This is a genomic window from Albidovulum denitrificans (genome assembly GCF_002973535.1).
GTDB lineage: Bacteria > Pseudomonadota > Alphaproteobacteria > Rhodobacterales > Rhodobacteraceae > Albidovulum > Albidovulum denitrificans.
Map to the genome: position 1 here is coordinate 304,857 of NZ_PVEP01000002.1, position 21,546 is coordinate 326,402.

General features: G+C 65.0%; 22 protein-coding genes. 11 read left to right on the plus strand and 11 right to left on the minus strand.

Annotation, left to right across the window (positions count from 1 at the left end; all coding sequences use genetic code 11):
• The first annotated feature begins 8 nt into the window (after positions 1 to 8).
• The 5 genes from queA (at position 9) to LX70_RS07240 (ending at position 5,742) form a co-directional block, all read left to right on the plus strand.
• Positions 9 to 1,097 carry a tRNA preQ1(34) S-adenosylmethionine ribosyltransferase-isomerase QueA gene (gene queA, locus LX70_RS07220; protein WP_105513881.1) on the plus strand — a complete coding sequence of 363 codons (1,089 nt, stop codon included), beginning with the start codon at positions 9 to 11 and terminating at the stop codon, positions 1,095 to 1,097.
• 54 nt (positions 1,098 to 1,151) lie between these two features.
• Positions 1,152 to 2,411, plus strand: a complete 1,260-nt coding sequence (locus LX70_RS07225; RefSeq protein WP_105513882.1) for an MFS transporter — start codon at positions 1,152 to 1,154, stop codon at positions 2,409 to 2,411.
• Positions 2,412 to 2,477: 66 nt separating this feature from the next.
• Positions 2,478 to 3,056: a DUF924 family protein gene (locus LX70_RS07230; protein ID WP_105513883.1), complete on the plus strand. Its 579-nt coding sequence runs from the start codon at positions 2,478 to 2,480 to the stop codon at positions 3,054 to 3,056.
• 100 nt (positions 3,057 to 3,156) lie between these two features.
• Positions 3,157 to 4,551 (plus strand): dihydrolipoyl dehydrogenase, encoded by a 1,395-nt coding sequence (gene lpdA, locus LX70_RS07235; protein ID WP_105513884.1) that lies wholly within the window; start codon positions 3,157 to 3,159, stop codon positions 4,549 to 4,551.
• 18 nt (positions 4,552 to 4,569) lie between these two features.
• On the plus strand, positions 4,570 to 5,742 hold the full coding sequence (locus LX70_RS07240; RefSeq protein ID WP_105513885.1) for an MFS transporter: 1,173 nt from the start codon (positions 4,570 to 4,572) through the stop codon (positions 5,740 to 5,742).
• Here the strand turns inward: LX70_RS07240 and LX70_RS07245 are convergent.
• A complete protein-coding gene (locus tag LX70_RS07245) occupies positions 5,732 to 6,097 on the minus strand; it encodes a rhodanese-like domain-containing protein (protein WP_105513886.1) in 366 nt (121 codons plus the stop codon). The genes LX70_RS07240 and LX70_RS07245 overlap by 11 nt on opposite strands.
• A 232-nt stretch (positions 6,098 to 6,329) precedes the next feature.
• On the opposite strand from LX70_RS07245, the gene uvrA reads away from it, so the two are divergent.
• Positions 6,330 to 9,188: an excinuclease ABC subunit UvrA gene (gene uvrA, locus LX70_RS07250; protein WP_105513887.1), complete on the plus strand. Its 2,859-nt coding sequence runs from the start codon at positions 6,330 to 6,332 to the stop codon at positions 9,186 to 9,188.
• Between the two features lie 4 nt (positions 9,189 to 9,192).
• Here uvrA and LX70_RS07255 read toward each other — a convergent pair whose 3' ends face one another.
• From LX70_RS07255 to LX70_RS07285, 7 genes are all read right to left on the minus strand, one after another.
• Positions 9,193 to 9,507 (minus strand): hypothetical protein, encoded by a 315-nt coding sequence (locus LX70_RS07255; protein ID WP_105513888.1) that lies wholly within the window; start codon positions 9,505 to 9,507, stop codon positions 9,193 to 9,195.
• Positions 9,508 to 9,590: 83 nt separating this feature from the next.
• Positions 9,591 to 9,800 (minus strand): YgaP family membrane protein, encoded by a 210-nt coding sequence (locus LX70_RS07260; RefSeq protein WP_105513889.1) that lies wholly within the window; start codon positions 9,798 to 9,800, stop codon positions 9,591 to 9,593.
• Between the two features lie 93 nt (positions 9,801 to 9,893).
• A complete protein-coding gene (locus LX70_RS07265) occupies positions 9,894 to 10,550 on the minus strand; it encodes a Crp/Fnr family transcriptional regulator (protein WP_105513890.1) in 657 nt (218 codons plus the stop codon).
• Positions 10,551 to 10,587: 37 nt separating this feature from the next.
• Positions 10,588 to 10,974 carry an excinuclease ABC subunit A gene (locus LX70_RS07270; protein ID WP_245884981.1) on the minus strand — a complete coding sequence of 129 codons (387 nt, stop codon included), beginning with the start codon at positions 10,972 to 10,974 and terminating at the stop codon, positions 10,588 to 10,590.
• Positions 10,975 to 11,053: 79 nt separating this feature from the next.
• Positions 11,054 to 11,926: a 3-hydroxyisobutyrate dehydrogenase gene (gene mmsB / locus LX70_RS07275; RefSeq protein WP_105513891.1), complete on the minus strand. Its 873-nt coding sequence runs from the start codon at positions 11,924 to 11,926 to the stop codon at positions 11,054 to 11,056.
• Positions 11,923 to 12,969: an enoyl-CoA hydratase/isomerase family protein gene (locus LX70_RS07280; protein WP_105513892.1), complete on the minus strand. Its 1,047-nt coding sequence runs from the start codon at positions 12,967 to 12,969 to the stop codon at positions 11,923 to 11,925. Before LX70_RS07280 ends, mmsB begins: the two co-directional genes overlap by 4 nt.
• Positions 12,969 to 14,114, minus strand: a complete 1,146-nt coding sequence (locus LX70_RS07285; RefSeq protein ID WP_105513893.1) for an acyl-CoA dehydrogenase family protein — start codon at positions 14,112 to 14,114, stop codon at positions 12,969 to 12,971. Before LX70_RS07285 ends, LX70_RS07280 begins: the two co-directional genes overlap by 1 nt.
• Positions 14,115 to 14,410: 296 nt before the next feature.
• On the opposite strand from LX70_RS07285, the gene LX70_RS07290 reads away from it, so the two are divergent.
• Entirely contained in the window at positions 14,411 to 15,046 is a 636-nt protein-coding gene (locus LX70_RS07290) for a VPLPA-CTERM sorting domain-containing protein (protein ID WP_105513894.1), read from the plus strand.
• Positions 15,047 to 15,118: 72 nt separating this feature from the next.
• Here the strand turns inward: LX70_RS07290 and LX70_RS07295 are convergent, their stop codons facing one another.
• Positions 15,119 to 16,243 (minus strand): carboxylate-amine ligase, encoded by a 1,125-nt coding sequence (locus LX70_RS07295; protein WP_105513895.1) that lies wholly within the window; start codon positions 16,241 to 16,243, stop codon positions 15,119 to 15,121.
• A 176-nt stretch (positions 16,244 to 16,419) separates the two neighbouring features.
• Between LX70_RS07295 and LX70_RS07300 the strand changes: the two genes are divergently transcribed.
• Positions 16,420 to 17,436, plus strand: coding sequence for a formylglycine-generating enzyme family protein (locus LX70_RS07300; RefSeq protein WP_146111562.1), 1,017 nt, complete (start codon positions 16,420 to 16,422; stop codon positions 17,434 to 17,436).
• A gap of 135 nt (positions 17,437 to 17,571) precedes the next feature.
• On the opposite strand, the gene LX70_RS07305 is transcribed toward LX70_RS07300, so the two are convergent.
• Positions 17,572 to 19,071 (minus strand): CoA-acylating methylmalonate-semialdehyde dehydrogenase, encoded by a 1,500-nt coding sequence (locus LX70_RS07305; protein ID WP_105513897.1) that lies wholly within the window; start codon positions 19,069 to 19,071, stop codon positions 17,572 to 17,574.
• Positions 19,072 to 19,174: 103 nt separating this feature from the next.
• Between LX70_RS07305 and LX70_RS07310 the strand changes: the two genes are divergently transcribed.
• The 3 genes from LX70_RS07310 (at position 19,175) to coaD (ending at position 21,127) form a co-directional block, all read left to right on the plus strand.
• The gene (locus LX70_RS07310) at positions 19,175 to 20,065 is read left to right on the plus strand and encodes a LysR family transcriptional regulator (protein ID WP_105513898.1); all 891 of its coding nucleotides are present in this window, start codon (positions 19,175 to 19,177) and stop codon (positions 20,063 to 20,065) included.
• 54 nt (positions 20,066 to 20,119) lie between these two features.
• A complete protein-coding gene (locus LX70_RS07315; RefSeq protein WP_105513899.1) occupies positions 20,120 to 20,554 on the plus strand; it encodes a CBS domain-containing protein in 435 nt (144 codons plus the stop codon).
• A gap of 81 nt (positions 20,555 to 20,635) precedes the next feature.
• On the plus strand, positions 20,636 to 21,127 hold the full coding sequence (coaD, locus tag LX70_RS07320) for a pantetheine-phosphate adenylyltransferase (protein ID WP_105513900.1): 492 nt from the start codon (positions 20,636 to 20,638) through the stop codon (positions 21,125 to 21,127).
• Here the strand turns inward: coaD and LX70_RS07325 are convergent.
• Positions 21,124 to 21,483: a hypothetical protein gene (locus LX70_RS07325; RefSeq protein WP_105513901.1), complete on the minus strand. Its 360-nt coding sequence runs from the start codon at positions 21,481 to 21,483 to the stop codon at positions 21,124 to 21,126. The two genes, coaD and LX70_RS07325, sit on opposite strands and share 4 nt — an antisense overlap.
• Positions 21,484 to 21,546 lie beyond the last annotated feature (63 nt).

The window sequence follows — 21,546 nt, forward strand, 5'->3', positions numbered from 1 at the left end:
GACCCGCCATGAAGCTGAGCGACTTCGATTTCGACCTGCCCGAGGGGCTGATCGCCACCCGGCCCGCGCGCCCGCGCAGCGCCGCGCGGCTGTTGCTGGCCGAGGGGGACGGGATGCGCGACCTGCATGTGCGCGATCTGGTGGACCTGCTCGGCCCCGGTGACCGGCTGGTCCTGAACAACACCCGCGTGATCCCGGCCCGCCTTCAGGGCCTGCGCCGCCGCATGACGCCGCAGGGCGAGGCGGTGGCGAAGATCGAGGTCACGCTGACCGAGCCGCGCGCGCAAGGTGGCTGGGCGGCGCTGGTCAAACCCCTGCGGAAGCTGAAAGAGGGGGAGGAGATCGCCTTTGCCGGCGGCCTGTCCGCCCGCGTGGCAGGGATCGCGGACGGGCAGGCGGCGCTGGTCTTCAACCTTGAGGGGGCGGCTTTCGACGCCGCGCTGGCCAAGGCGGGCGACATGCCGCTGCCGCCCTATATCGCCGCACTCCGCGCCCCCGACGCGCAGGACCGCGACGATTACCAGACCGTCTTCGCCCGCCATGCCGGTGCCGTCGCCGCGCCCACCGCGTCCCTGCATTTCGACGATGATCTGCTGGCCGCGCTGCGAGATAAGGGCGTGGCTTTCACCGAAGTGACGCTCCATGTCGGCGCAGGCACCTTCCTGCCGGTGAAGGTGGAGGATGTGACGACCCACCGGATGCATGCCGAATGGGGCGAGGTGACGGAAAGTGCCGCGGCCGAGATCAACGCCACCCGCGCCGCCGGGGGCCGCGTGATCCCGGTCGGGACCACAGCCCTTCGCCTGATCGAAAGCGCGGCGGGGGAGGATGGGCAGATGCGGCCCTGGCGCGGTGCCACCGACATCTTCATCTATCCCGGCTATCGCTTTCGGGTCACCGACGGGCTGATGACCAACTTTCACCTGCCGAAATCCACGCTCCTGATGCTGGTTTCCGCGCTGATGGGGGTGGGGCGGATGCGGCGCGTCTATGCCCATGCCGTCGCCTCCGGCTATCGCTTCTTTTCCTATGGCGATGCCTCTCTTCTTCTGCCATCACGCCGCGACGAAGGTACCGAAAGTCGGCGCGAAGCCTGACTTTCACGTCATTTTCTGCCACCATCCCGAAACGCGAACGAAAGACCCCGACCCATGCTGACCGTGCTGCGCAATTCCTGGGCTTTGCTTCTGGGCATCATGCTTCTCATGCTGGGCAACGGCATGCAGGGGACGCTTCTGGGCATCCGGGGCGGGATCGAGGGGTTTTCGACCGCGCAGATGTCCTATGTCATGTCGGCCTATTTTGCCGGTTTCCTGATCGGCAGCCGCATGGCGCCCGAGATGATCCGGCGGGTCGGCCATGTCCGGGTCTTCGCGGCGCTGGGGTCGATGATCTCGGCCGTTCTCATCATGTATGCCGCCGCACCCGACTGGATCGCCTGGGCGGCGATGCGGGTCCTGATCGGGTTTTCCTTCTCCGGCGTCTACATCACCGCCGAAAGCTGGCTGAACAATTCCGCCACGAATGAAACGCGCGGCCAGGCGCTGTCGCTTTACATGATCATGCAGATGGCGGGGATCATCGCGGCGCAGGCACTTTTGAACTTCGGCGATCCGTCGGGCTATATCCTTTTCGTCATCCCCTCGGTCCTCGTCTCCATCGCCTTCACGCCGATCCTGCTGTCGGTCAGCCCGGCGCCCGCCTTCGAGACCACGAAGCGGCTAAGCTTCGCGGCCCTCTACCGCGCCTCGCCGCTCGGCTGCGTCGGCATGTTCCTGCTGGGGGGCGTCTTCTCGGCGCAGTTCGGCATGTCGGCGGTCTGGGGGACGGCGGAAGGGCTGACGATCAGGCAGATTTCGATCTTCGTGGCCGCGATCTATGTCGGCGGCCTTGTGTTCCAATACCCGATCGGCTGGGCCTCGGACCTGCTGGGGCGGCGGCAGCTGGTCTTGTGGCTTTCTGCCATCGGCGGGGTGGCGATGCTGCTGCCTGTGGTGTTCAGCCTGAATTTCACCAGCCTTCTGGTGATAGCACTTCTGATGGGCGGCGTTTCCAACCCGCTTTATTCGCTGCTGGTCGCCTATACGAACGACTTTCTTGACCTCTCGGACATGGCGGCTGCCTCGGCCGGGCTTTTGTTCATCAACGGGCTTGGCGCGATCTCTGGCCCGGTCATCACCGGCTGGGTGATGGAGCAGATGGGGCCGTCGGGTTACTTCCTGCTGATGGGGGTGCTGTTCCTCGCGCTGGCGGGCTATGCCGCCTGGCGGATGACGCGCCGCCGCGTCACCCTGGCCGACCAGACGGCAAGCTACACGCCGATTTCGCCCACCTCTGCGGCCCTTGCGGTCGAGGCGGCGATGGAGGCCGGGCAGGAGCATTCGGACGAGACCGGGACGCCCACGCCATAGGGGCTGGCATTCCGGGCGGCATCCTGCAAAGCTGGCGCTAACAGCGTGAGCAAGGGGAGGGAGGCCATGTCCGAACCGGAAGCCATCATCGAGTTCTGGCTGCATGAGGTGGGCGAGGGCGGCTGGTACACCGCCGTGGATGAGGTCGACGCCGAAATCCGCGCCCGCTTCCTGCCCGCCTGGGAGGCGGCGGAGCGGGGCGAGCGGGACTTCTGGCTGAACGGTCCGCGCGGATCGCTGGCCTACATGATCCTGACCGACCAGTTCCCGCGCAACATGTTCCGGGGCGATCCCCGGTCCTTCGCGACCGACGCCCGCGCGCGGGCCGGGGCGCAGGTGGCCATCGACCACGGTTGGGACATGGCGATCCCTGAACCGCAGCGTGTCTTCTTCTACATGCCGTTTGAGCATTCCGAGGATATGGCGGATCAGGACCGTTCCATCGACCTGATGACACAGAAGATGCCCGAACACGGCGCGGAATTCGGCCTTCACGCCCGCGCCCATGCCGAAGTGATCCGCCGCTATGGCCGCTTTCCCTTTCGCAACGCCGCCTTGGGGCGGCAATCGACGCCGGAAGAGGTCACGTTTCTTGAGAAGGGCGGCTATGGCGCCATCGTGGAAGACCTGAAACAGGCGGATTGACGCGCCATGCGCTGGCTGCATGGCGCTACGGCGTGGCCCGCGTTGCGCCGGTTTTGGAAATAGTTTAAGGCCAAACTACTTTTTCTCAGGGAGGGAAGACATGGCTGCCAAGACCTTCGACATGATCGTGATCGGCGCCGGGCCGGGTGGCTATGTCGCCGCGATCCGGGGCGCGCAACTGGGCCTGAACGTCGCGATCGTCGAGCGCGAGCATCTGGGCGGCATCTGCCTGAACTGGGGCTGCATTCCGACGAAGGCGCTTCTGCGGTCCGCCGAGGTCTTTCACCTGATGCACCGGGCCAAGGAATTCGGGCTGAAGGCCGACGGCATCGGCTATGACCTTGACGCCGTCGTCCAACGCTCGCGCGGGGTGGCCAAACAACTGTCGGGCGGCATCGGCCACCTGATGAAGAAGAACAAGATCACCGTCTTCATGGGCGAGGCGACGCTGCCGAAAAAGGGGGTGGTGTCCGTCAAGACCGACAAGGGGACGGAAGAACTGACCGCCAAGGCCATGGTGCTGGCGACCGGCGCACGGGCGCGGGAACTGCCGGGGCTTGAGGCCGACGGCGATCTGGTCTGGACCTACAAGCACGCGCTGCAAGCCAAGCGGATGCCGAAAAACCTTCTGGTCATCGGGTCGGGCGCCATCGGCATCGAATTTGCGAGCTTCTTCAACACGCTCGGCGCCGATACGACCGTGGTCGAGGTTATGGACCGTGTGCTGCCGGTCGAGGATGCCGAAATCTCTGCCTTTGCGAAGAAGCAATTCGTCAAGCAGGGCATGAAGATCATGGAGAAATCCACGGTCAAGAAGCTGGACCGCGCGAAGGGTAAGGTGACCGCCCATATCGAGGCGGGCGGCAAGACCGAGACGATGGAGTTCGACACGGTGATTTCCGCCGTCGGCATCGTCGGCAATGTCGAAAACCTCGGGCTGGAAGCCTTGGGCGTGAAGATCGACCGCACCCATGTGGTGACGGATGAATTCTGCCGCACCGGGGTGGACGGGCTTTACGCCATCGGCGACATCGCGGGCGCGCCCTGGCTTGCCCACAAGGCAAGCCACGAAGGCGTCATGGTCGCCGAACTGATCGCGGGCGGGCACCCGCATCCGATCAAGCCGAACTCCATCGCCGGCTGCACCTATTGCCACCCGCAGGTGGCCAGTGTCGGCCTGACCGAGGCCAAGGCGAAAGAGGCGGGGTATGAGGTCAAGGTCGGCCGCTTCCCCTTCATCGGCAACGGCAAGGCGATTGCGCTGGGCGAACCCGAAGGTCTGGTCAAGACCGTCTTCGACGCGAAAACCGGCGAGCTGCTTGGCGCCCATATGGTCGGCGCGGAGGTGACCGAACTGATCCAGGGCTATGTCGTCGGTCGCACGCTTGAGACGACGGAAGCGGAGTTGATGGAGACGGTCTTCCCGCACCCGACGCTGTCGGAAATGATGCACGAATCCGTGCTCGACGCCTACGGGCGCGCGATCCACTTCTGACCGGCGGGCGGGGGGCAGGTGGAACGCACCAACTGGCCCCTCATCGCCGCGCTGTGGTTTGCCGGGCTGACGGCGGCGGGCCAGTTCGCCAAGATCGGCGTGATCTTTGACCTGTTGCGCCCGGTCTGGCCGGGGGCGGGGATCTGGCTGGGCCTTGTCGTTTCGGTCGTGGGCTTTGTCGGCATCGTCTTTGGCACCTCGGCGGGGATCGCGGTCGCCCGCATCGGCCCGCGCCGGATGCTCTTGGCGGCGCTTGCGGCAGGCGCGGTGCTGTCGCTGGTCGAAAGCCTGATGCCGCCCTTGCCGGTGATGATCGCCCTGCGCGCGCTGGAAGGGATGAGCCATCTTGCCATCGTCGTCGCCGCGCCCGTCTTGATCGCGGCCACCGCCGGGCCCGAAGACCAACCTGCGGCGATGACGCTTTGGTCCACCTTCTTCGCCGTGGCCTTTTCGCTGGCGGCCTTCCTCGGCCGTCCGCTGGTTCTGGCGCACGGCCCGGCGGCGTTTTTCGTCACCCATGCCGGGTTGATGGCGCTGGCCGGTGGCGTCTTGTGGCGCATGCTGCCCGCAAGCGCGCCGCCGCCCGCCAATACCATCGCACGGGCGGGCGTGATCGAGGCGCATCGGCGCATCTATGCCTCCCCCCGGATCGCCGCCCCGGCGCTGGGCTTTGTCTTCTACACGCTGATGTTCGTGGCTTTCCTCACGCTCTTGCCCGATGTGATCGCGCCCGAATGGCGCTATCTGACGGCGACGGTGATGCCCTTGGCCTCCATCGTCGTGTCGCTGGCCGTCGGCGTGCCGCTGACCCGGCGGCTGGGCGCGGTGGAGACGGTCCAGATCGGCCTTGCCGCCGGGGCGCTGGCGCTGATCGCCTTCACGCTGAGCGGTGGGGCGGGGCTGCTGGCGCTGATCTCGGTCATGGCGGTGTCGGGCGCGCTGGGCCTTGTGCAGGGGGGCAGTTTCGCGGCGATTTCGGAACTGAACCAGACCGGCGCCGCGCGGGCCGAGGCGGCGGGCGCCATCGCGCAACTGGGCAATGTCGGCACCACGTTGGGGACGCCGGTCCTGTTGCGCATGACCGATCTTTGGGGGCTGCCCGCGGTGCTGTGGTTCGGCCTGCCGCTGTGCCTTGGCGGCATCGCCACCCATGCCTGGCTGGCGCGACGCCGGGCGCGGATCAGCGCGTGATCTCGCCGCCCGCCGCGTGCCAGTCGTAAAGCCCGCCGAGGTTATAGACCTCCTTGTAGCCCATCTGCGCCATCATCTGCGCGGCCATCTGGCTGCGCGCGCCCGAAGCGCAGTAAAGCGCGACCGGCTTTTCCAGCGACAGTTCGGCAAGGCATTCGGGGCTGGACGGATCGCAGCGCATCCTGAACGCGGCCAGCGGCACATGGAGCGCCCCCTTGGCCTTGCCCGAGGCGGCAATCTCGCTCCCCTCGCGGATGTCGATCACCAGAAGCTCCCCCCTTGCGGCACGCGCGATGGCGTCCTTCGCGGCGATGCGGGACACGGAACTGCCGCCGGGGCGGAGGAAGGAAAGCATGGAGGGCGCCTTTCGTTGCGGGTTGCGCCGATGATCTGGCGCGCGGGCCGGGGTGATTCAAGTGCTGCCGGGCAGTTAAATTCAAAAGAGTGAATTTGTATAGCGTCCTGATGCCGCAGAGATGGGCTGAACCGGAACAGAGGGTGAAAATGTTCCGCTATTGTTCTCGATTTGAGGTTGGAGACTCATCGCCCATGCACTATCTGTTAATTTCTGATCCCCGGGGGCGTTCATGGCCGAGCAGAAGTTCATCGAGGTGCGCGGTGCGCGCGAGCATAACCTCAAGTCCATCGACGTGGATATTCCGCGCGACCAGTTGACGGTCATCACCGGGCTGTCCGGCTCGGGCAAGTCCAGCCTCGCCTTCGACACGATCTATGCGGAAGGGCAGCGGCGCTATGTCGAAAGCCTGTCGGCCTATGCGCGGCAGTTCCTTGACATGATGGGCAAGCCGGACGTGGACCACATCACCGGCCTGTCGCCCGCGATTTCCATCGAGCAGAAGACGACGTCGAAGAACCCGCGCTCCACCGTCGGCACCGTCACCGAAATCTACGATTACCTCCGCCTTCTCTTCGCCCGCGTCGGCACGCCCTATTCCCCCGCCACCGGCAAGCCGATCGAGGCGCAGCAGGTGCAGGACATGGTCGATGCCGTCATGGCGATGGAGGAGGGGGGGCGCGGCTATCTGCTCGCCCCCGTGATCCGCGACCGCAAGGGCGAATACCGCAAGGAATTCCTGGAATGGCGCAAGCAGGGCTTTCAGCGCGTCAAGGTGGACGGGCAGTTTTACGATCTTGAGGAACCGCCCACGCTCGACAAGAAATACCGCCATGACATCGACGTGGTGGTCGACCGCATCGTCGTGCGCGAGGGGCTTGAAACACGGCTGGCCGACAGTTTCCGCACCGCGCTGAACCTCGCCGACGGGATCGCGGTGCTTGAAACCGCGCCGACCGAGGGCGACCCCGACCGCATCACCTTCAGCGAGAATTTCGCCTGTCCCGTCAGTGGCTTCACCATACCCGAGATCGAGCCGAGGCTGTTTTCCTTCAACGCCCCCTTCGGTGCCTGCCCGAAATGCGACGGCCTTGGGGTGGAGCTGTTCTTCGACGAACGGCTGATCGTGCCGGACGTGACGCTGAAGCTGAAGGATGGCGCCATCGCGGCCTGGTCGAAATCGAAAACCCCCTATTTCCTGCAAACCATCGACTCGCTGGCCAAGCATTACGGCTTCGACGCCCGCAAGCCGTGGAAGGACCTGCCGGAGAAGGTGCAAAACCTGTTCCTGCGCGGATCGGGCGAGGAGGAGATCAAGTTCCGCTTCGACGAGGGCGGCCGCGTCTATGAGATCAGCCGCACGTTCGAGGGCGTGATCCCCAACATGGAACGCCGCTACCGCGAAACCGACAGCGCCTGGAGCCGGGAAGAGATGGAACGGTTCCAGAACAACCGCCCCTGCCATGTCTGCGAAGGCTATCGCCTGCGGCCCGAGGCGCTGGCGGTGAAGATCGCGGGCCTGCATGTCGGCCAGGTGGTGCAGATGTCGATCAAGGAGGCCTATGACTGGATCGACACCGTCCCCGCGAAGCTGACCAGGCAGAAGAACGAAATCGCGCGGCTGATCCTGAAGGAGATCCGTGAAAGGTTGGGTTTCCTGAACAATGTCGGCCTTGAATACCTGACCCTGTCGCGGAATGCCGGGACGTTGTCGGGCGGCGAAAGCCAGCGGATCCGGTTGGCAAGCCAGATCGGGTCGGGCCTGACGGGGGTGCTTTACGTTCTCGACGAACCCTCTATCGGGCTCCATCAGCGCGACAATGACCGGCTGCTCGGCACGCTGAAAAACCTGCGCGATCAGGGCAATACCGTGCTGGTGGTCGAACATGACGAAGAGGCGATCCGCGAGGCGGATTACGTTTTCGACATCGGCCCCGGCGCGGGCGTCCATGGCGGGCAGGTCGTCAGCCACGGCACGCCGGAGGAGATCGCCACCGATGCCGCCTCACTCACCGGGCAATACCTGTCCGGCGCGCGCGAAATCGCGGTGCCGCGCCACCGGCGCGACGGCAATGGCAAGAAGCTGACCGTCGTGAAGGCCACGGGCAACAACCTGAAGGACATGACGGCGGAGTTCCCGCTGGGCAAGTTCGTCTGCGTCACCGGCGTGTCGGGCGGCGGCAAGTCCACCCTGACGATCGAGACGCTTTACAAGAACGCCGCCCTGCGCCTGAACGGCGCGCGGGAAACCCCCGCGCCCTGTGAGACGATCAAGGGGTTCGAACATCTCGACAAGGTGATCGACATCGACCAGCGTCCCATCGGTCGCACCCCGCGCAGTAACCCCGCGACCTATACCGGCGCCTTCACGCCCATTCGTGACTGGTTCGCCGGTCTGCCCGAGGCCAAGGCGCGTGGCTATGCGCCGGGGCGGTTTTCCTTCAACGTCAAGGGCGGCCGGTGCGAGGCCTGCCAGGGCGACGGCGTCATCAAGATCGAGATGCACTTTCTGCCCGATGTCTATGTCACCTGCGAAACCTGCAAGGGCCACCGCTATAACCGTGAGACGCTTGAGATCACCTTCAAGGGCAAGTCCATCGCCGATGTGCTGGACATGACCGTTGAGGATGCGCAGGGCTTCTTCTCGGCCGTTCCCGCGATCCGCGAAAAGATGGACGCGCTGGTGAAGGTCGGCCTTGGCTATATCAAGGTCGGCCAGCAGGCGACGACCCTGTCGGGCGGCGAGGCGCAGCGGGTGAAGCTGTCCAAGGAACTGTCGCGCAGGTCCACAGGTCGGACTTTGTACATTCTGGATGAGCCTACGACCGGTTTGCATTTCGAAGATGTTCGAAAACTGCTAGAGGTACTGCACGAGCTGGTGGAGCAGGGCAATACGGTCGTGGTCATCGAACACAACCTTGACGTCATCAAGACCGCCGACTGGCTGATCGACATAGGGCCCGAGGGTGGCGATGGCGGCGGGCGGATCGTGGCGACCGGCACGCCCGAAGACGTGGCGAAGGTCGAGGCAAGCCATACCGGCCGCTACCTTGCCCCGATGCTGAAACCGCGCCGGGTGGCGGCGGAGTGACCCGTCACCGCCGGGGCGGGTTTCGGATCACCTCAAGCACCTTGTAGCCCTTGGTGGAGACCCGGTAGATGTCCGGTCCCGACATGTAATAGCGCCACGGCCCGTCCACGGGATCAAGCCCGTAGCGGTCGATATTCATGATCATGGAATGATCGTAGACCGGAAACTCATCCCCCACGGTGAAGTCGGGCGGCGTGCGTTGCGACAGCGGCACGAAGATACACTTCCGCGTCGTCCGGTCGATCCGGCAATTGTCGGCCAGAGCAGGCCCTGCCAGCGGTGCGGCCGACAGGGCGAAGATCAGTACCAGTCTCATCATCGCGCGTTCCTTCTACCCTGACACGAACCCGCAACCAAGCGGATGGTTCCGAAAAAGGGGAAGGGCCGCGATGCCTGGGCCGGTCAGCTTTTCTTCATCGGGCAGGTGTTCAGCCCGATCAGGGAATATAGCGGGCAGGTGGACATGAGGCCGGTCCCAAGCGCGACGATGCCCAGCACCAGCGGCAGCCAGCGCAGGCCCATGCCGGGCGCGAAATACCACCACGCGATCAGCGCAAGGCCGACGACGATCCGCAGCACGCGGTCGATGCCGCCAACATTGGTCTTGAACATGCTCTCTCTCCTGTCTGAAGGGCAGGGCGATGGCGCCCCGCCTGCCAGCCAAGAATGAACCCTGCCGCCGCGAATGTCTGTGACGGAGTCACATTACTCTGCCGCCGCGGCCAGCCGTCGCAGCGCGGACATGTCGGTCAGCGTCACCGCCCCGCGTTCGGTCGTGACCCAGCCCGCGCGCGCGAAGGCCTCCAACCGGCGGGAAATCACCTCTCGGGCCGAGCCGATGGCGGTGGCGAGGTCCTGATGCGTGGCCGCGACCCGGCCCGCTTCGGCGCGGTCGAGAAGGGCGGCGGCAAGACGGCTTTCGACGCGCTGAAAGGCAACCCGTTCAAGGACATGCATCATGCCCTGCATCCGTTGCGCGAAGGCTGAAAAGACAAAGGCGCGGAACGGGGCGGAGCGGTCCATGAGGGTCAGGAACTCCCCCTTCGGGATCAGGACAACGCGGCACTCGCTGGCCGTCACCGCCTCACCCGAATACTCCTCGCCGCCCAGAAGGCCCAGCGTCGTCTGGATGCAGGTACCGCCGGGTTCGACCGCGTAAAGCAGGATGTCGCGGCCCGACGACCCGGTCAGGAAGACCTCCACCCGCCCCGCCAGCACGATCACGAAGCCCTTGGCGGTGTCGCCCGGATGGAACAGCGGCGCGCCGCGCGGCAGGGCCATGGGCGCCAGCCGGTCAAGCGCCGCGCGCGCCTCTGCGTCCAGTGCGCCCAACCCGCGCGCCTGCCCCACCCAGCCGGTCATTGCGTCAAGTCCAAGGGCAGGGGCAGCTCCGTTCCAGTCAGTCGAGAAGCGCCGAGACCGCGCGGATCACGTCCAGCACCTCATAGGTGTCACGATCGACGCGCAGGATCTGCCCGTCCACGACATAGTAACGCTCACCCGTGCGCAGCGGGTCAAGCCCGTAGCGGTCGGGATAGCGGATCAGGTGATAGTCATAGTCGCGGATATGGTCGCCGCGACGAATGCGCTCATGCTCCTCGCGGTGGAATTTCTTGGCCTGTCCGGGCGGCACGCAAGGCACCGCCTTCTTGGCCAGCCCCGGCGGGCAGCCGCCCGCGCTGGACATACCCGGCGTGGCGGCGACCAGTGCCGCCAGCAGCGCCGGCAGGAGGAGGCGGTTTGATCCCTTGCCCTTGATGCGCATGGTACGGTCCTTCGGATTCATCGTCTGTCTCCCGTCATATAGGCAAGCCCAACGGGAAATGCGCGCCGATGTTCCGAACCGGACCGTCCGTCGGCAAGGATCAGCCGCGATGGCGTTTTTCGAACCGCGGCAGCATGGCCGAGAAATCCATGCCGCGCCCGTCCTCCGCCTCCACGAAGGTTTCGTAAAGCGCTGCCGCCAACTGGCCCATGGGCGTGTCGGCATCGGCCGTTTCCGCCGCCTGCTGCGACAGGCGCAGGTCCTTCAACATCAGTTCGGCCGCGAAGCCCGGCTTGTAGCCGTTGTCGGCGGGCGATGTCGGGCCGACGCCGGGGGCCGGGCAATAGGCGTTCATCGTCCAGCTATAGCCGGAGGAGGTCGAGACGACATCGAACATCTTCTGCCGGTCAAGGCCCAGCTTGTCGGCCAGCGCGAAGGCCTCGCAGGTGGCGATCATGGTGACGCCAAGGATCATGTTGTTGCAGATCTTCGCCGCCTGCCCGTTGCCCGAGGGGCCGCAATGGACCGCCTTCTGGCCCATGACGTTAAAGAGCGGCTGGACGATCGCAAAGGCCTTGTCCGATCCGCCGGCCATAAAGGTCAGCGTCCCCGCCGCCGCCCCGCCGACACCGCCCGAGACCGGGGCATCGACGGCCAGAAGCCCGGCCTTCACCGCCTGATCGGCGACCGCGCGGGCGCTGTCCACATCGACGGTGGAACAATCGCACAGGACCGCGCCCGGCTGCATCGAGGGGATCACCTGTTCGGCGACCGCGCGCAGGATGGCGCCGTTCGGCAGCATGGTGATGACGACGCCCGCGCCCGCGACCGCCCCGGCGGCGCTGGTCGCGGCTGTGACGCCATCCGGCATCGGGGCGGCGGTGTCAAAGCCCGTCACCTCATGCCCCGCCTTGACGAGGTTGGCCGCCATCGGCGCGCCCATGTTGCCAAGTCCGATGAATGCGATCTTCATGGGGTCTCCTCCGCGAATGAAAGTTCGTCCGGCCCGAGAGGGGCGAGCATCCTTGCGACATCCCCCTCCGGCACGGCATCAAGCCCGCCATGCCGCCACTGCGGATTGCGGTCCTTGTCGATGATCTGCGCGCGGATGCCTTCCAGGAAATCCGCGTGTTCCATCGACCGGAAGGTAAAGCGGTATTCCTGCATCAGCGCCGCGTGCAACGAGGCGTTCCCCCGCAGGGCGCGGATCATGGCAATGGTGCAGGCGGCCGACAAGGGGGCGGCACGGCCAAGCGCGCGCAGCGCCTGCGTGGCAAAGTCGCTGTCATCGCCTTGCAGCGACCGGGCGATCCCGGCCAGCGTCGGCTGGCCGAAATGACGGTCGATCTGGCCCTGAAGCGCGGCGAAGGTGCCGTCCGGGGCAGGGCGCATGGCGGCCGCGATCGCCGTCGCCTCACCCGTTTCGATCAGCCGCGCCTTCAGCGCGCCCCAGTCCGCCTCCGGCACGAAGCTGTCGGCAAAGCCGGTCAGGATCGCGTCTGCCGGTCCCATTCGCGCGCCGGTGGTGCCGACATAGTCGCCCAGATGCCCCGGCGCGGTGGCCAGGATAAAGCTGCCGCCCACGTCCGGCACAAGGCCGATCCCGCATTCCGGCATCGCGATAAGGGAGCTTTCGCCAACGATCCGGTGGCTGCCATGACAGCCAAGGCCAACCCCGCCGCCCATGGTGAAGCCCTGAAGGAAGCTGACCACCGGCCTGGCATAATCCGCGATCCGCGCGTTCATCCGGTATTCGTCGAACCAGAACTTGCGGCCGTAGCCATAATCGCCTTGCGTCCCGGTCGCATACATCTCGGCGATGTCGCCGCCCGCGCAAAAGGCGCGCTCGCCCTCGGCGTCGATCAGGACCAGCGCGACATCGGGGTCACTGGCCCAGCCGATCAGCGCCGCATCGACCTCAAGGCACATCGCATAGCTTAGCGCGTTCAGCGCCTTGGGCCGGGTCAGCGTGATGCGCCCGGCGCGGCCTTCCTTGCGGATATGAATATCGGCCATCAGCCCCTCTCGGCCAGCAGGGTGCGCGCCACGATCAGGCGCATGATCTCATTCGTGCCTTCAAGGATCTGGTGAACCCGCAGGTCGCGCACGATCTTTTCCACCCCGTAATCGGCAAGATAGCCGTAGCCGCCATGAAGTTGCAGGCACTGGTTGGCGACGTCGAAGGCGTTGTCGGTGACCAGCAGTTTCGCCATCGCGCAGAATTTTGTGGCATCCGGCGCCTTCATGTCCAGCTTCCACGCCGCCTGGCGCAGGAAGGTGCGGGCCGATTGCAGCTTTACCTCCAGCTCCGCCACGCGGAATTGGAGGGCCTGAAACTGATCGAGCGACCTGCCAAAGGCCTTGCGTTCCCCCATATAGCCCAGCGTCGCGTCCAGCGCCGCCTGCGCGCCGCCAAGGGCCGATGCCGCGATGTTCAGCCGCCCGCCGTCAAGCCCGGCCATGGCATAGGCAAAGCCCTTGCCCTCCTCGCCCAGCAGGTTTTCCGCCGGGATCGCGCAATCGTCGAACTGCACCTGCGCGGTGGGCTGTGCGCGCCAGCCCATCTTGTCCTCCAGCCCGCCGAAGGACAGACCCTTTGCCCCGTCCTCCACGATCACGGTAGAGATGCCCTTTGGCCCGTCCTCACCCGTCCTGACCATCGTGACATAGACGTCCGAATAGCCGCCGCCGGAGATGAAGGCCTTGGTGCCGTTCAGCACCCAGCCCTCGTTCGTCCGCTCCGCCCGCGTCCGCAGCGCGGCGGCGTCCGAGCCGGAGCCGGGTTCGGTCAGGCAATAGGAAAAGACCTTTTCCATCGAGGTCAGCGCGGGCAGCCATTTCGCCTTCGTCTCCTCGGACCCGAACTTGTCGATCATGCCGCCGCACATGTTGTGGATCGACAGGAAGGACCCGACCGCCGGGCAGGACATCGCCAGCGCCTCGAAGACCAGGGTCGCGTCAAGACGCGACAGGCCGGACCCGCCATGGTCCTCGCTGACATAGATGCCGCCCAGCCCAAGCTCTGCCACCTTGGGCCAAAGGGCCTTCGGGATCGTTCCCTCCCGCTCCCACTCCCGCGCGAAGGGGGCGATATGCTCGCGCCCGAAGGCCAGAGCCATGTCGAAGATCGCCTGCTGTTCCTCGGTCAGCGCGAAGTCCATCAAATCCCCCCTTTGCGGCATCGAATTGAACGAGTGTTAAATTCGAACTGTTTCAGGAGTTTTGCAAGATCGGCTGTCAGGGATATGCGCGGACGGCACGGCTGATTCGTGCCATTCTGTCAGGAAAACGATGAAAGACCCGGCAACAATCGTGAACTTGGAAACCCAAGGTTGAACGGAGCGAAACGCGCCCCGCACCCCCGGCAACCTGCGGGTGAATATGGCGAGACGGTGTTGGAAGGGCTCAAATATGGCGGTATTGTGGCGTCGGTGGCTTTAATTCTTGGGTGTTTCTGATGACTATGAAGTTTTCGATCAAGGCTTTTGCCTTGTCCGCGGCGTTCGCCGTATCGGCCATTGTGGGTGGGACCGCGGCGCAGGCGGCGTCCTGCCAGTTTGGCGATCAGTCGCAATTCTGGCTTCAGGCTGATGTCTGGACCTCGACCGCCTGTGTCAGCCAGATTGCTGGCAATGACAGTGACACGTCGGCGGGCAACAATATCGTCAACGTGAATACGGTCGGCGGGACCGGCCTGTTCGGGACGAATAGCTGGACGCTCGATTCCCGCTATGACGCCAATGGCTCTTACGGGCCGAGCGGCATCCTTTCGATCAGCAATGTCAGCACCGACATGCTGATGGGCGACTGGGCGGTGTCAAGCTGGTCCGGCGTCACCTCGGCGATGCTGGTCCTGAAGGCCGGGAATGGCTTTGCGTCCTACCTGCTTGATCTGACGGCGGGGACGATCGGCCAGTGGACAACCTTCGCGCTGACCAACAACGGCAGTCAAACGCCGGGCATCTCGCATATCTCGCTTTACACGACCTCCTCGACGCCGCCGGCGCCGGTTCCGGTTCCGGCTGCGGGCCTTCTTCTGATGGGCGCGCTTGGTGTGCTGACGGTCGCGCGGCGCCGCCGCAAGATGATGTGACATCCGCAAGCCACATCGCGAACGCATGAGAGAAGAGGGGGCGACCCCTCTTTTTTCGTTTCGGGGCGGGCATCACAGATCGGCGTGGTATTCCTCGATCAGGCTTTGCACCACCGCCCGCATCGCCGCGTCATGGCCGCCACCCTCGACCGCGCTGGCATAGACCGCGCGCTGACGATCCGCGCTGGTCCCGCTCGTGATTACCCCGCGCAGGCCCTCGATCTCGGCCATGCAGCCCAGCGCCTCGGCATCCTCGGCCACTAGCGCGATCATCTCCTCAAGCAGCTGCGCGAAGTCGACGACCGCCAGCTTGCCGAAGTCGATCAGCCCGCCGCCGGTCCCGTAGCGCTGCGCGCGCCAGCGGTTTTCGCCAATCAGGAAGTTGTCATAAAGCCGCCAGCGCTGGTTGCCCCGTTGCAGCCGCCAGAGCATCCGCGTCAGGCATTGCGTCATCGCCGCCAGCGACAGCGCCATCTCAAGCCGGGGGGAGACGTCGCAGATCCGGCTTTCGATGGTCGGGAAGCGGGCCGAGGGGCGCAGGTCCCACCAGATCTTCGACGAATCCTCGATCAGCTTCATGCTGACCAGCGCGCCCACCGCCCGCTCATAGGCGCCCCAGCTGTCGAATTTCGGCGGCAGGCCGGTGCGGGGCAGGTTGTCAAAGACCGTGAGGCGATAGCTGGCAAGCCCGGTATCCTCGCCCTGCCAGAAGGGTGACGACGCCGACATCGCCAGAAGATGCGGCAGGAAGTAGGAGAGCTGGTTCACAAGGTCGATGCGCATATCCTCGGACGGGATGCCGACATGGACATGCATCCCGCAGATCAGCATCCGCCGCGCCACCCCGCCCAGATCGCGGCGCAGGTCGTTGTAACGCTCCTTGTCGGTGTGGTGCTGGTCCTTCCAGTCCGCGAACGGGTGGCAGGAGACGGCGATCGGGATCAGGCCGAAGCGCGCGGCGTTGCGCGACACGCAGGCGCGCAGGCGGCGCAGATCGTCGCGCGCCTCGGCCACGTCCTTGCAGACGCGGGTGCCGACCTCGATCTGGCATTGCAGGAATTCGGGGCTGACCTGGCCCTCCATCTCGGCCTTGCAATGCTCCACCAGGTCGCCCGGAGCGGTGGCAAGCGCCAGCGTCTCGCGGTCGACCAGCAGGTATTCTTCCTCGACCCCGATGGTGAAATCCGGCGCGGCCATCGTATCCCCCCGTTTTTTGGTCAAGTTGAGCAAAGAGGGGCGTGTTGGGCAAGCGCGCAGCGACCTTGCGGGCAAAACGCCGCAGGTGGGGGCAGCGCGACCCGCAACCGTGGATTGCGTCCCGCGAGGCTGGCCGTTAGTCTCGCGACAACTTTGACAAGCAATATGGTTGTGTGGTGCGCAGGCGTTTTTCAGCAGGTCTTTTGCTTTGCGGTTTCCTTCCCCTCGGCGTCGCGGCGCAAGAGCCACCGTCCTACCGGCTTGCGGACGGTCGCCCGGTCACGACGCTTGAGGCGTTCCAGGACTGCGATCTCTGTCCCGAGATGATTGTCATGCCGACCGGGTCTTTCATGATGGGCGCGATACCCGGCGAGTCGCGCAATCCATTCGATATCACAGGCCCCGTTGATCAAAAGGGAAAGGTTCCGCGGGTGCGGGCCCCCGACGAGATCAACATCATTCCTAACGAGCATCCCCGCCATCACGTTGACATGGACATCCGCTATGCCATCGCCAGAAACGAAACCACGCATGCTGAGTGGATGGCCTGCGTTGACGATGGCGGCTGTACCCATGTGCCCGACCATCGGGTCCTGATGCCGGGCGGATACAAGCCGCTGGGGCCTGATCATCCGGTGATCAACGTTTCTTATCTCGATACGCTGGAATATGTGGCCTGGCTCAATCTGAAGGCCGGTGAAGACGTATACCGCCTGCCGACGGAAGCGGAATGGGAATACGCGGCCCGCGCCGGAACCGAGACCCCGTTTGCGCAAGGCGAAGACCTGACAGCGGATCAGGCGAATTTCTCACGCAGGTCAACAGAACATGTGCTGAGTCGAGGAAAGCGCCCTGGTGTTTCGCTGCCGGAGCTTGTCAACCGATATAGTCCGGTTCCTGTCCAAGATCTCGACGCGGCGAATGGATGGGGCGTCCGACACATGTCGGGAAACGTCTATGAACTGACTCTGTCGTGCTGGTCGGACGAGCATTTGGGCCTGTCGAGTGACAGCGCCTATTTGGCCAACGGAGACATGAGCCGCTCCTGTCGGCGCGTTGCCAAGGGTGGAGCGTTTACGACGGCGATGGATGGCCTCCGTCCTGCAGCGCGTGTGCGACCGACTGAGGACTATAGACGGGACTTCCTGGGATTCCGCGTGGTGCGGGAACTCGGCGCGGTGGTCGCGGAATAGGTCCCCCCCTCGCGCCGTCTGCCCCTGCCGTCGGCGAACCCACTGAAAAAAGGGCCGGAGGCGGTTTCACCCCCGGCCCATGTGATCGCGGGATCGTCCGGGGGGCGGATGACACCGCCCGCCTGAACGCGCCCCTCAGTCCATCGCCTTGAACGCGAACTCCCCGCCTTCCTTGATGCCGGAAAACCAGCGCGCCGTGACGGTCTTGGTCTTGGTGTAGAACTTGAAGGCGTCGGGGCCGTATTGGTTGAGATCGCCAAAGGCCGATTTCTTCCAGCCACCGAAGGAGAAATAGGACAGCGGCACCGGGATCGGGAAGTTGATGCCGACCATGCCGACATTCACCCGGTTCGCGAAGTCGCGCGCCGTGTCGCCATCGGCGGTGAAGATCGAGGTGCCGTTGCCATAGGGGTTGTCCATGGTCAGCTTCAGCGCCTCCTCGTAAGACCCGGCGCGGACCTGGCTGAGGACGGGGCCGAAGATTTCCTCCTTGTAGATGTCCATCTCCGGCGTGACCCGGTCGAAGAGCGAGGGGCCGACGAAATAGCCGTTCTCATAGCCCTGAAGCTTGAACCCGCGCCCGTCGACGACAAGCTCCGCCCCCTGCTTGACGCCCGACTCGATCAGGCCGCGGATGCGCTGTTCGGCCTGGCTGGTGATGACGGGGCCATAGTCCACGTCCTCGCCCGCCGTATAGGGGCCGACCTTCAGCTTTTCGATCCGCGGGACCAGCCGTTCGATCAGCGCGTCGGCGGTTTTCTCGCCCACCGGCACCGCGACCGAGATCGCCATGCAGCGTTCGCCCGCCGCGCCGAAGCCCGCACCGACCAGCGCGTCGGCGGCCTTGTCCATGTCGGCATCCGGCATGATGATCATGTGGTTCTTCGCGCCGCCAAAGCACTGCGCGCGCTTGCCGTTCGAACAGGCGCGGCCGTAGATATATTGCGCGATCGGGGTCGATCCGACGAAGCCGACGGCCTGCACCGTGTCGTTGTCAAGGATCGCGTCCACCGCTTCCTTGTCGCCGTTCACGACCTGAAGCACACCGTCCGGCAGCCCGGCCTCTTGCAGCAGTTCGGCCAGCCGCAGCGCGGTCGAAGGGCAGCGCTCGGACGGTTTCAGGACCATCGCGTTGCCGGAGGCGAGCGCCGGCCCCATCTTCCAGAGCGGGATCATGGCGGGGAAGTTGAAGGGCGTGATGCCCGCGACGACGCCCAGCGGCTGGCGCATCGCGTAAAGGTCGATGCCGGGGCCGCCGTCGTTCATGTACTCGCCCTTGAGCATGTGGGGCGCGCCCATGCAGACCTCGATCACCTCAAGGCCGCGCTGCACGTCGCCGCGCCCGTCGGGCAGGGTCTTGCCATGTTCGCGGCTGACCAGTTCGGCCAGCTCGTCCATGTGTTCGTTGATGAGGGCGGCGAATTTCATCATCACCCGCGCCCGACGTTGCGGGTTGGTCGCGCCCCAGGCAGGCTGGGCCTTGGCGGCCTCGGCCACGGCGGCGTCAAGCTCGGCCACGGTGGCCAGCGGGACCTTCGCCTGCACCTCGCCCGTGGCCGGGTTCATCACGTCCGAGAAGCGGCCCGACGTGCCTTTGACGTGCTTGCCGTTGATCCAATGCGTCAGTTCGTTCATGGAAAACCTCCCTGGGAATGTTCCCTGCCATCCTAGTCTTGCAGAGTTGCATTCAAAAGGGGCAGTATCCCAAAAGGGTTTTGCATTTCTGCAAGGGGTCGGGATGGCCGACTGGGACGATCTGAAAGTGTTTCTGGCCGTGGCGCGCAGCGAAAGCCTGTCGGGCGCGGGCAAGGCGCTGCGGCTTGATCCGGCGACGGTGGGGCGGCGGATTTCAAAGCTGGAAGACGCCATGGCGGCGCGTCTTTTTGCCCGCTCGCCGCAGGGCTACGCGCTGACCGAAGAGGGCGGGCGGCTTCTGACCCATGCGGTGCGCGTCGAACAGGCCGTCGCCGAGGCGATGGAAGAGGTGAAGGGCGAAGGGGGGCTGACCGGGCAGGTCAGAATCGGGGCGCCGGACGGGGCGGCAAACTATCTGCTGCCGCAGGTGGTTGCCCGCATATGCGACGACAATCCGGGGCTGGAGGTGCAGATTGTTGCGCTGCCCCGCGTGTTCAACCTGTCCAAACGCGAGGCCGACATGGCCATCGCCGTCAGCCGGCCCGAGGCCGGGCGCCTGACCGTGCAGAAGATCGCCGACTATCGGCTAAGCCTTGCCGCCGCTCAGGACTACCTCGACCGGCACCCGCCGATCCGCACGCTGGCCGACCTGCGCGGGCATCGGATGATCGGCTATATCCCCGACCTGATCTTCGACAAGGAACTTGATTATCTGGCCGAAGCGGGGGTCGAGACGGTCGCGCTCGCCTCGAACTCTGTCTCGGTCCAGTTCAACTGGGTGCGCACCGGGGCCGGGCTGGCCATCGTCCACGATTTCGCGCTGCCCTCGGCGCCGGGCGTCGTGCGCATCCTGCCGGGCAAGCTTTCCCTGACGCGCAGCTTCTACCTGATCCGCCATGCCGACGACCGGCGCGTCGAACGCCTGAACCGTTTCGCCGCCCTTCTGGCCGAGGCGGTCGGGCAGGAAGTGCATCATCTGGAAACGCTGGCTTGACAGACGGGCAGGGAGCGGCAACGCTGAAAACACCCTGAATGTCGGGAGGTTACCATGCAGGTTCACCAGATTCTCCGTTCCAAGCCCAAGGCAAGCGTCATTACCGTCGCGCCGGGCGCCACCGTGGCCGAGGCCGCGCGCCTTCTGGCGGAAAGGCGGATCGGGGCGGTCGTGGTGTCCCGCGACGGCGAGACGCCGGACGGCATCCTGTCGGAACGCGACATCGTTCGCGACCTTGGCCGTCGCGGCGAAAGCTGCCTGTCGGAAAAGATCGAATCCCTGATGACGCGGAACCTGATTTCCTGCGCGCCGGGCGACAGCACCGATGTGGTGCTGGAAAAGATGACCGCCGGGCGTTTCCGCCACATGCCGGTGATGGACGATGGCAAGATGGTCGGCATCATCTCCATCGGTGACGTGGTGGCGGCCCATATCTCGGAACTGGCGATGGAGAAGGATGCGCTGGCCGGGATGATCATGGGCAACTGATCCGCGTCATTCTGCACTTGCATTCTGCGGCGCAATATTGTTGCGTGCCCGTGACTTCGGACCTGAAAGGGGAGCCAGGCCATGCGCATCGGACTTTATCCGGGGACCTTCGACCCGGTCACGCTTGGCCATACCGACATCATCCAGCGCGCGCTGGCGCTGGTCGACCGACTGGTGATCGGCGTCGCCATCAACCGCGACAAGGGGCCGCTTTTCACGCTGGAGGAACGGGTGGCGATGCTGCAATCGGAATGCGCCGCGATCACCGCCCGTTGCGGCGGTGAGATCGTCGTCCACCCGTTCGAAAACCTGCTGATCGACTGCGCCCGCGATGTCGGTGCCGGGGTCATCATCCGCGGCCTGCGCGCCGTGGCCGATTTCGAATACGAATTCCAGATGGTCGGCATGAACCGCGCGCTCGACGCCTCGATCGAGACGGTGTTCCTGATGGCCGATGCGCGGCGCCAGGCGATCGCCTCGAAGCTGGTCAAGGAAATCGCCCGGCTGGGCGGGGACGTCGGCAAGTTTGTACCACCCAGCGTCAAGGCGGCGTTGGACGAAAAGCTTCGTTAGGCGGAGCACATGAACTGCATCACCTGATTTTCAGCCGGAAAGGTCCTGCGCTGGATCATGGTGCCAGTTTGTATGTTCTCAGTTATCATGCGCCGGTTCGATGATTGCACATCGAGAATGGTCACGTTGCCCTTGCCGCAGCGGTTCGCGGCGCTGACCTCGCAGCTGCCATGCAGCGGGATGGTTCCTGTGTTGAACAGCCCCTTCCGACCAGCCGTCGAAAGGTCCACGGTGCAACTTGTCTTATAGACGGCCTTCCCATCGCGGCTGCCGATCTGTTCGCCGTCACCGTATATGGCGCCGATGCACCCTGCGAGGGAGCCTGAGACCAGAAGCGGAAAAGCAATTCTTTTCATGATGTTCTATCCTGATCTTAATAATTTACTGCCGGGTAGCGCATCAGTTCATCCGAGACAATA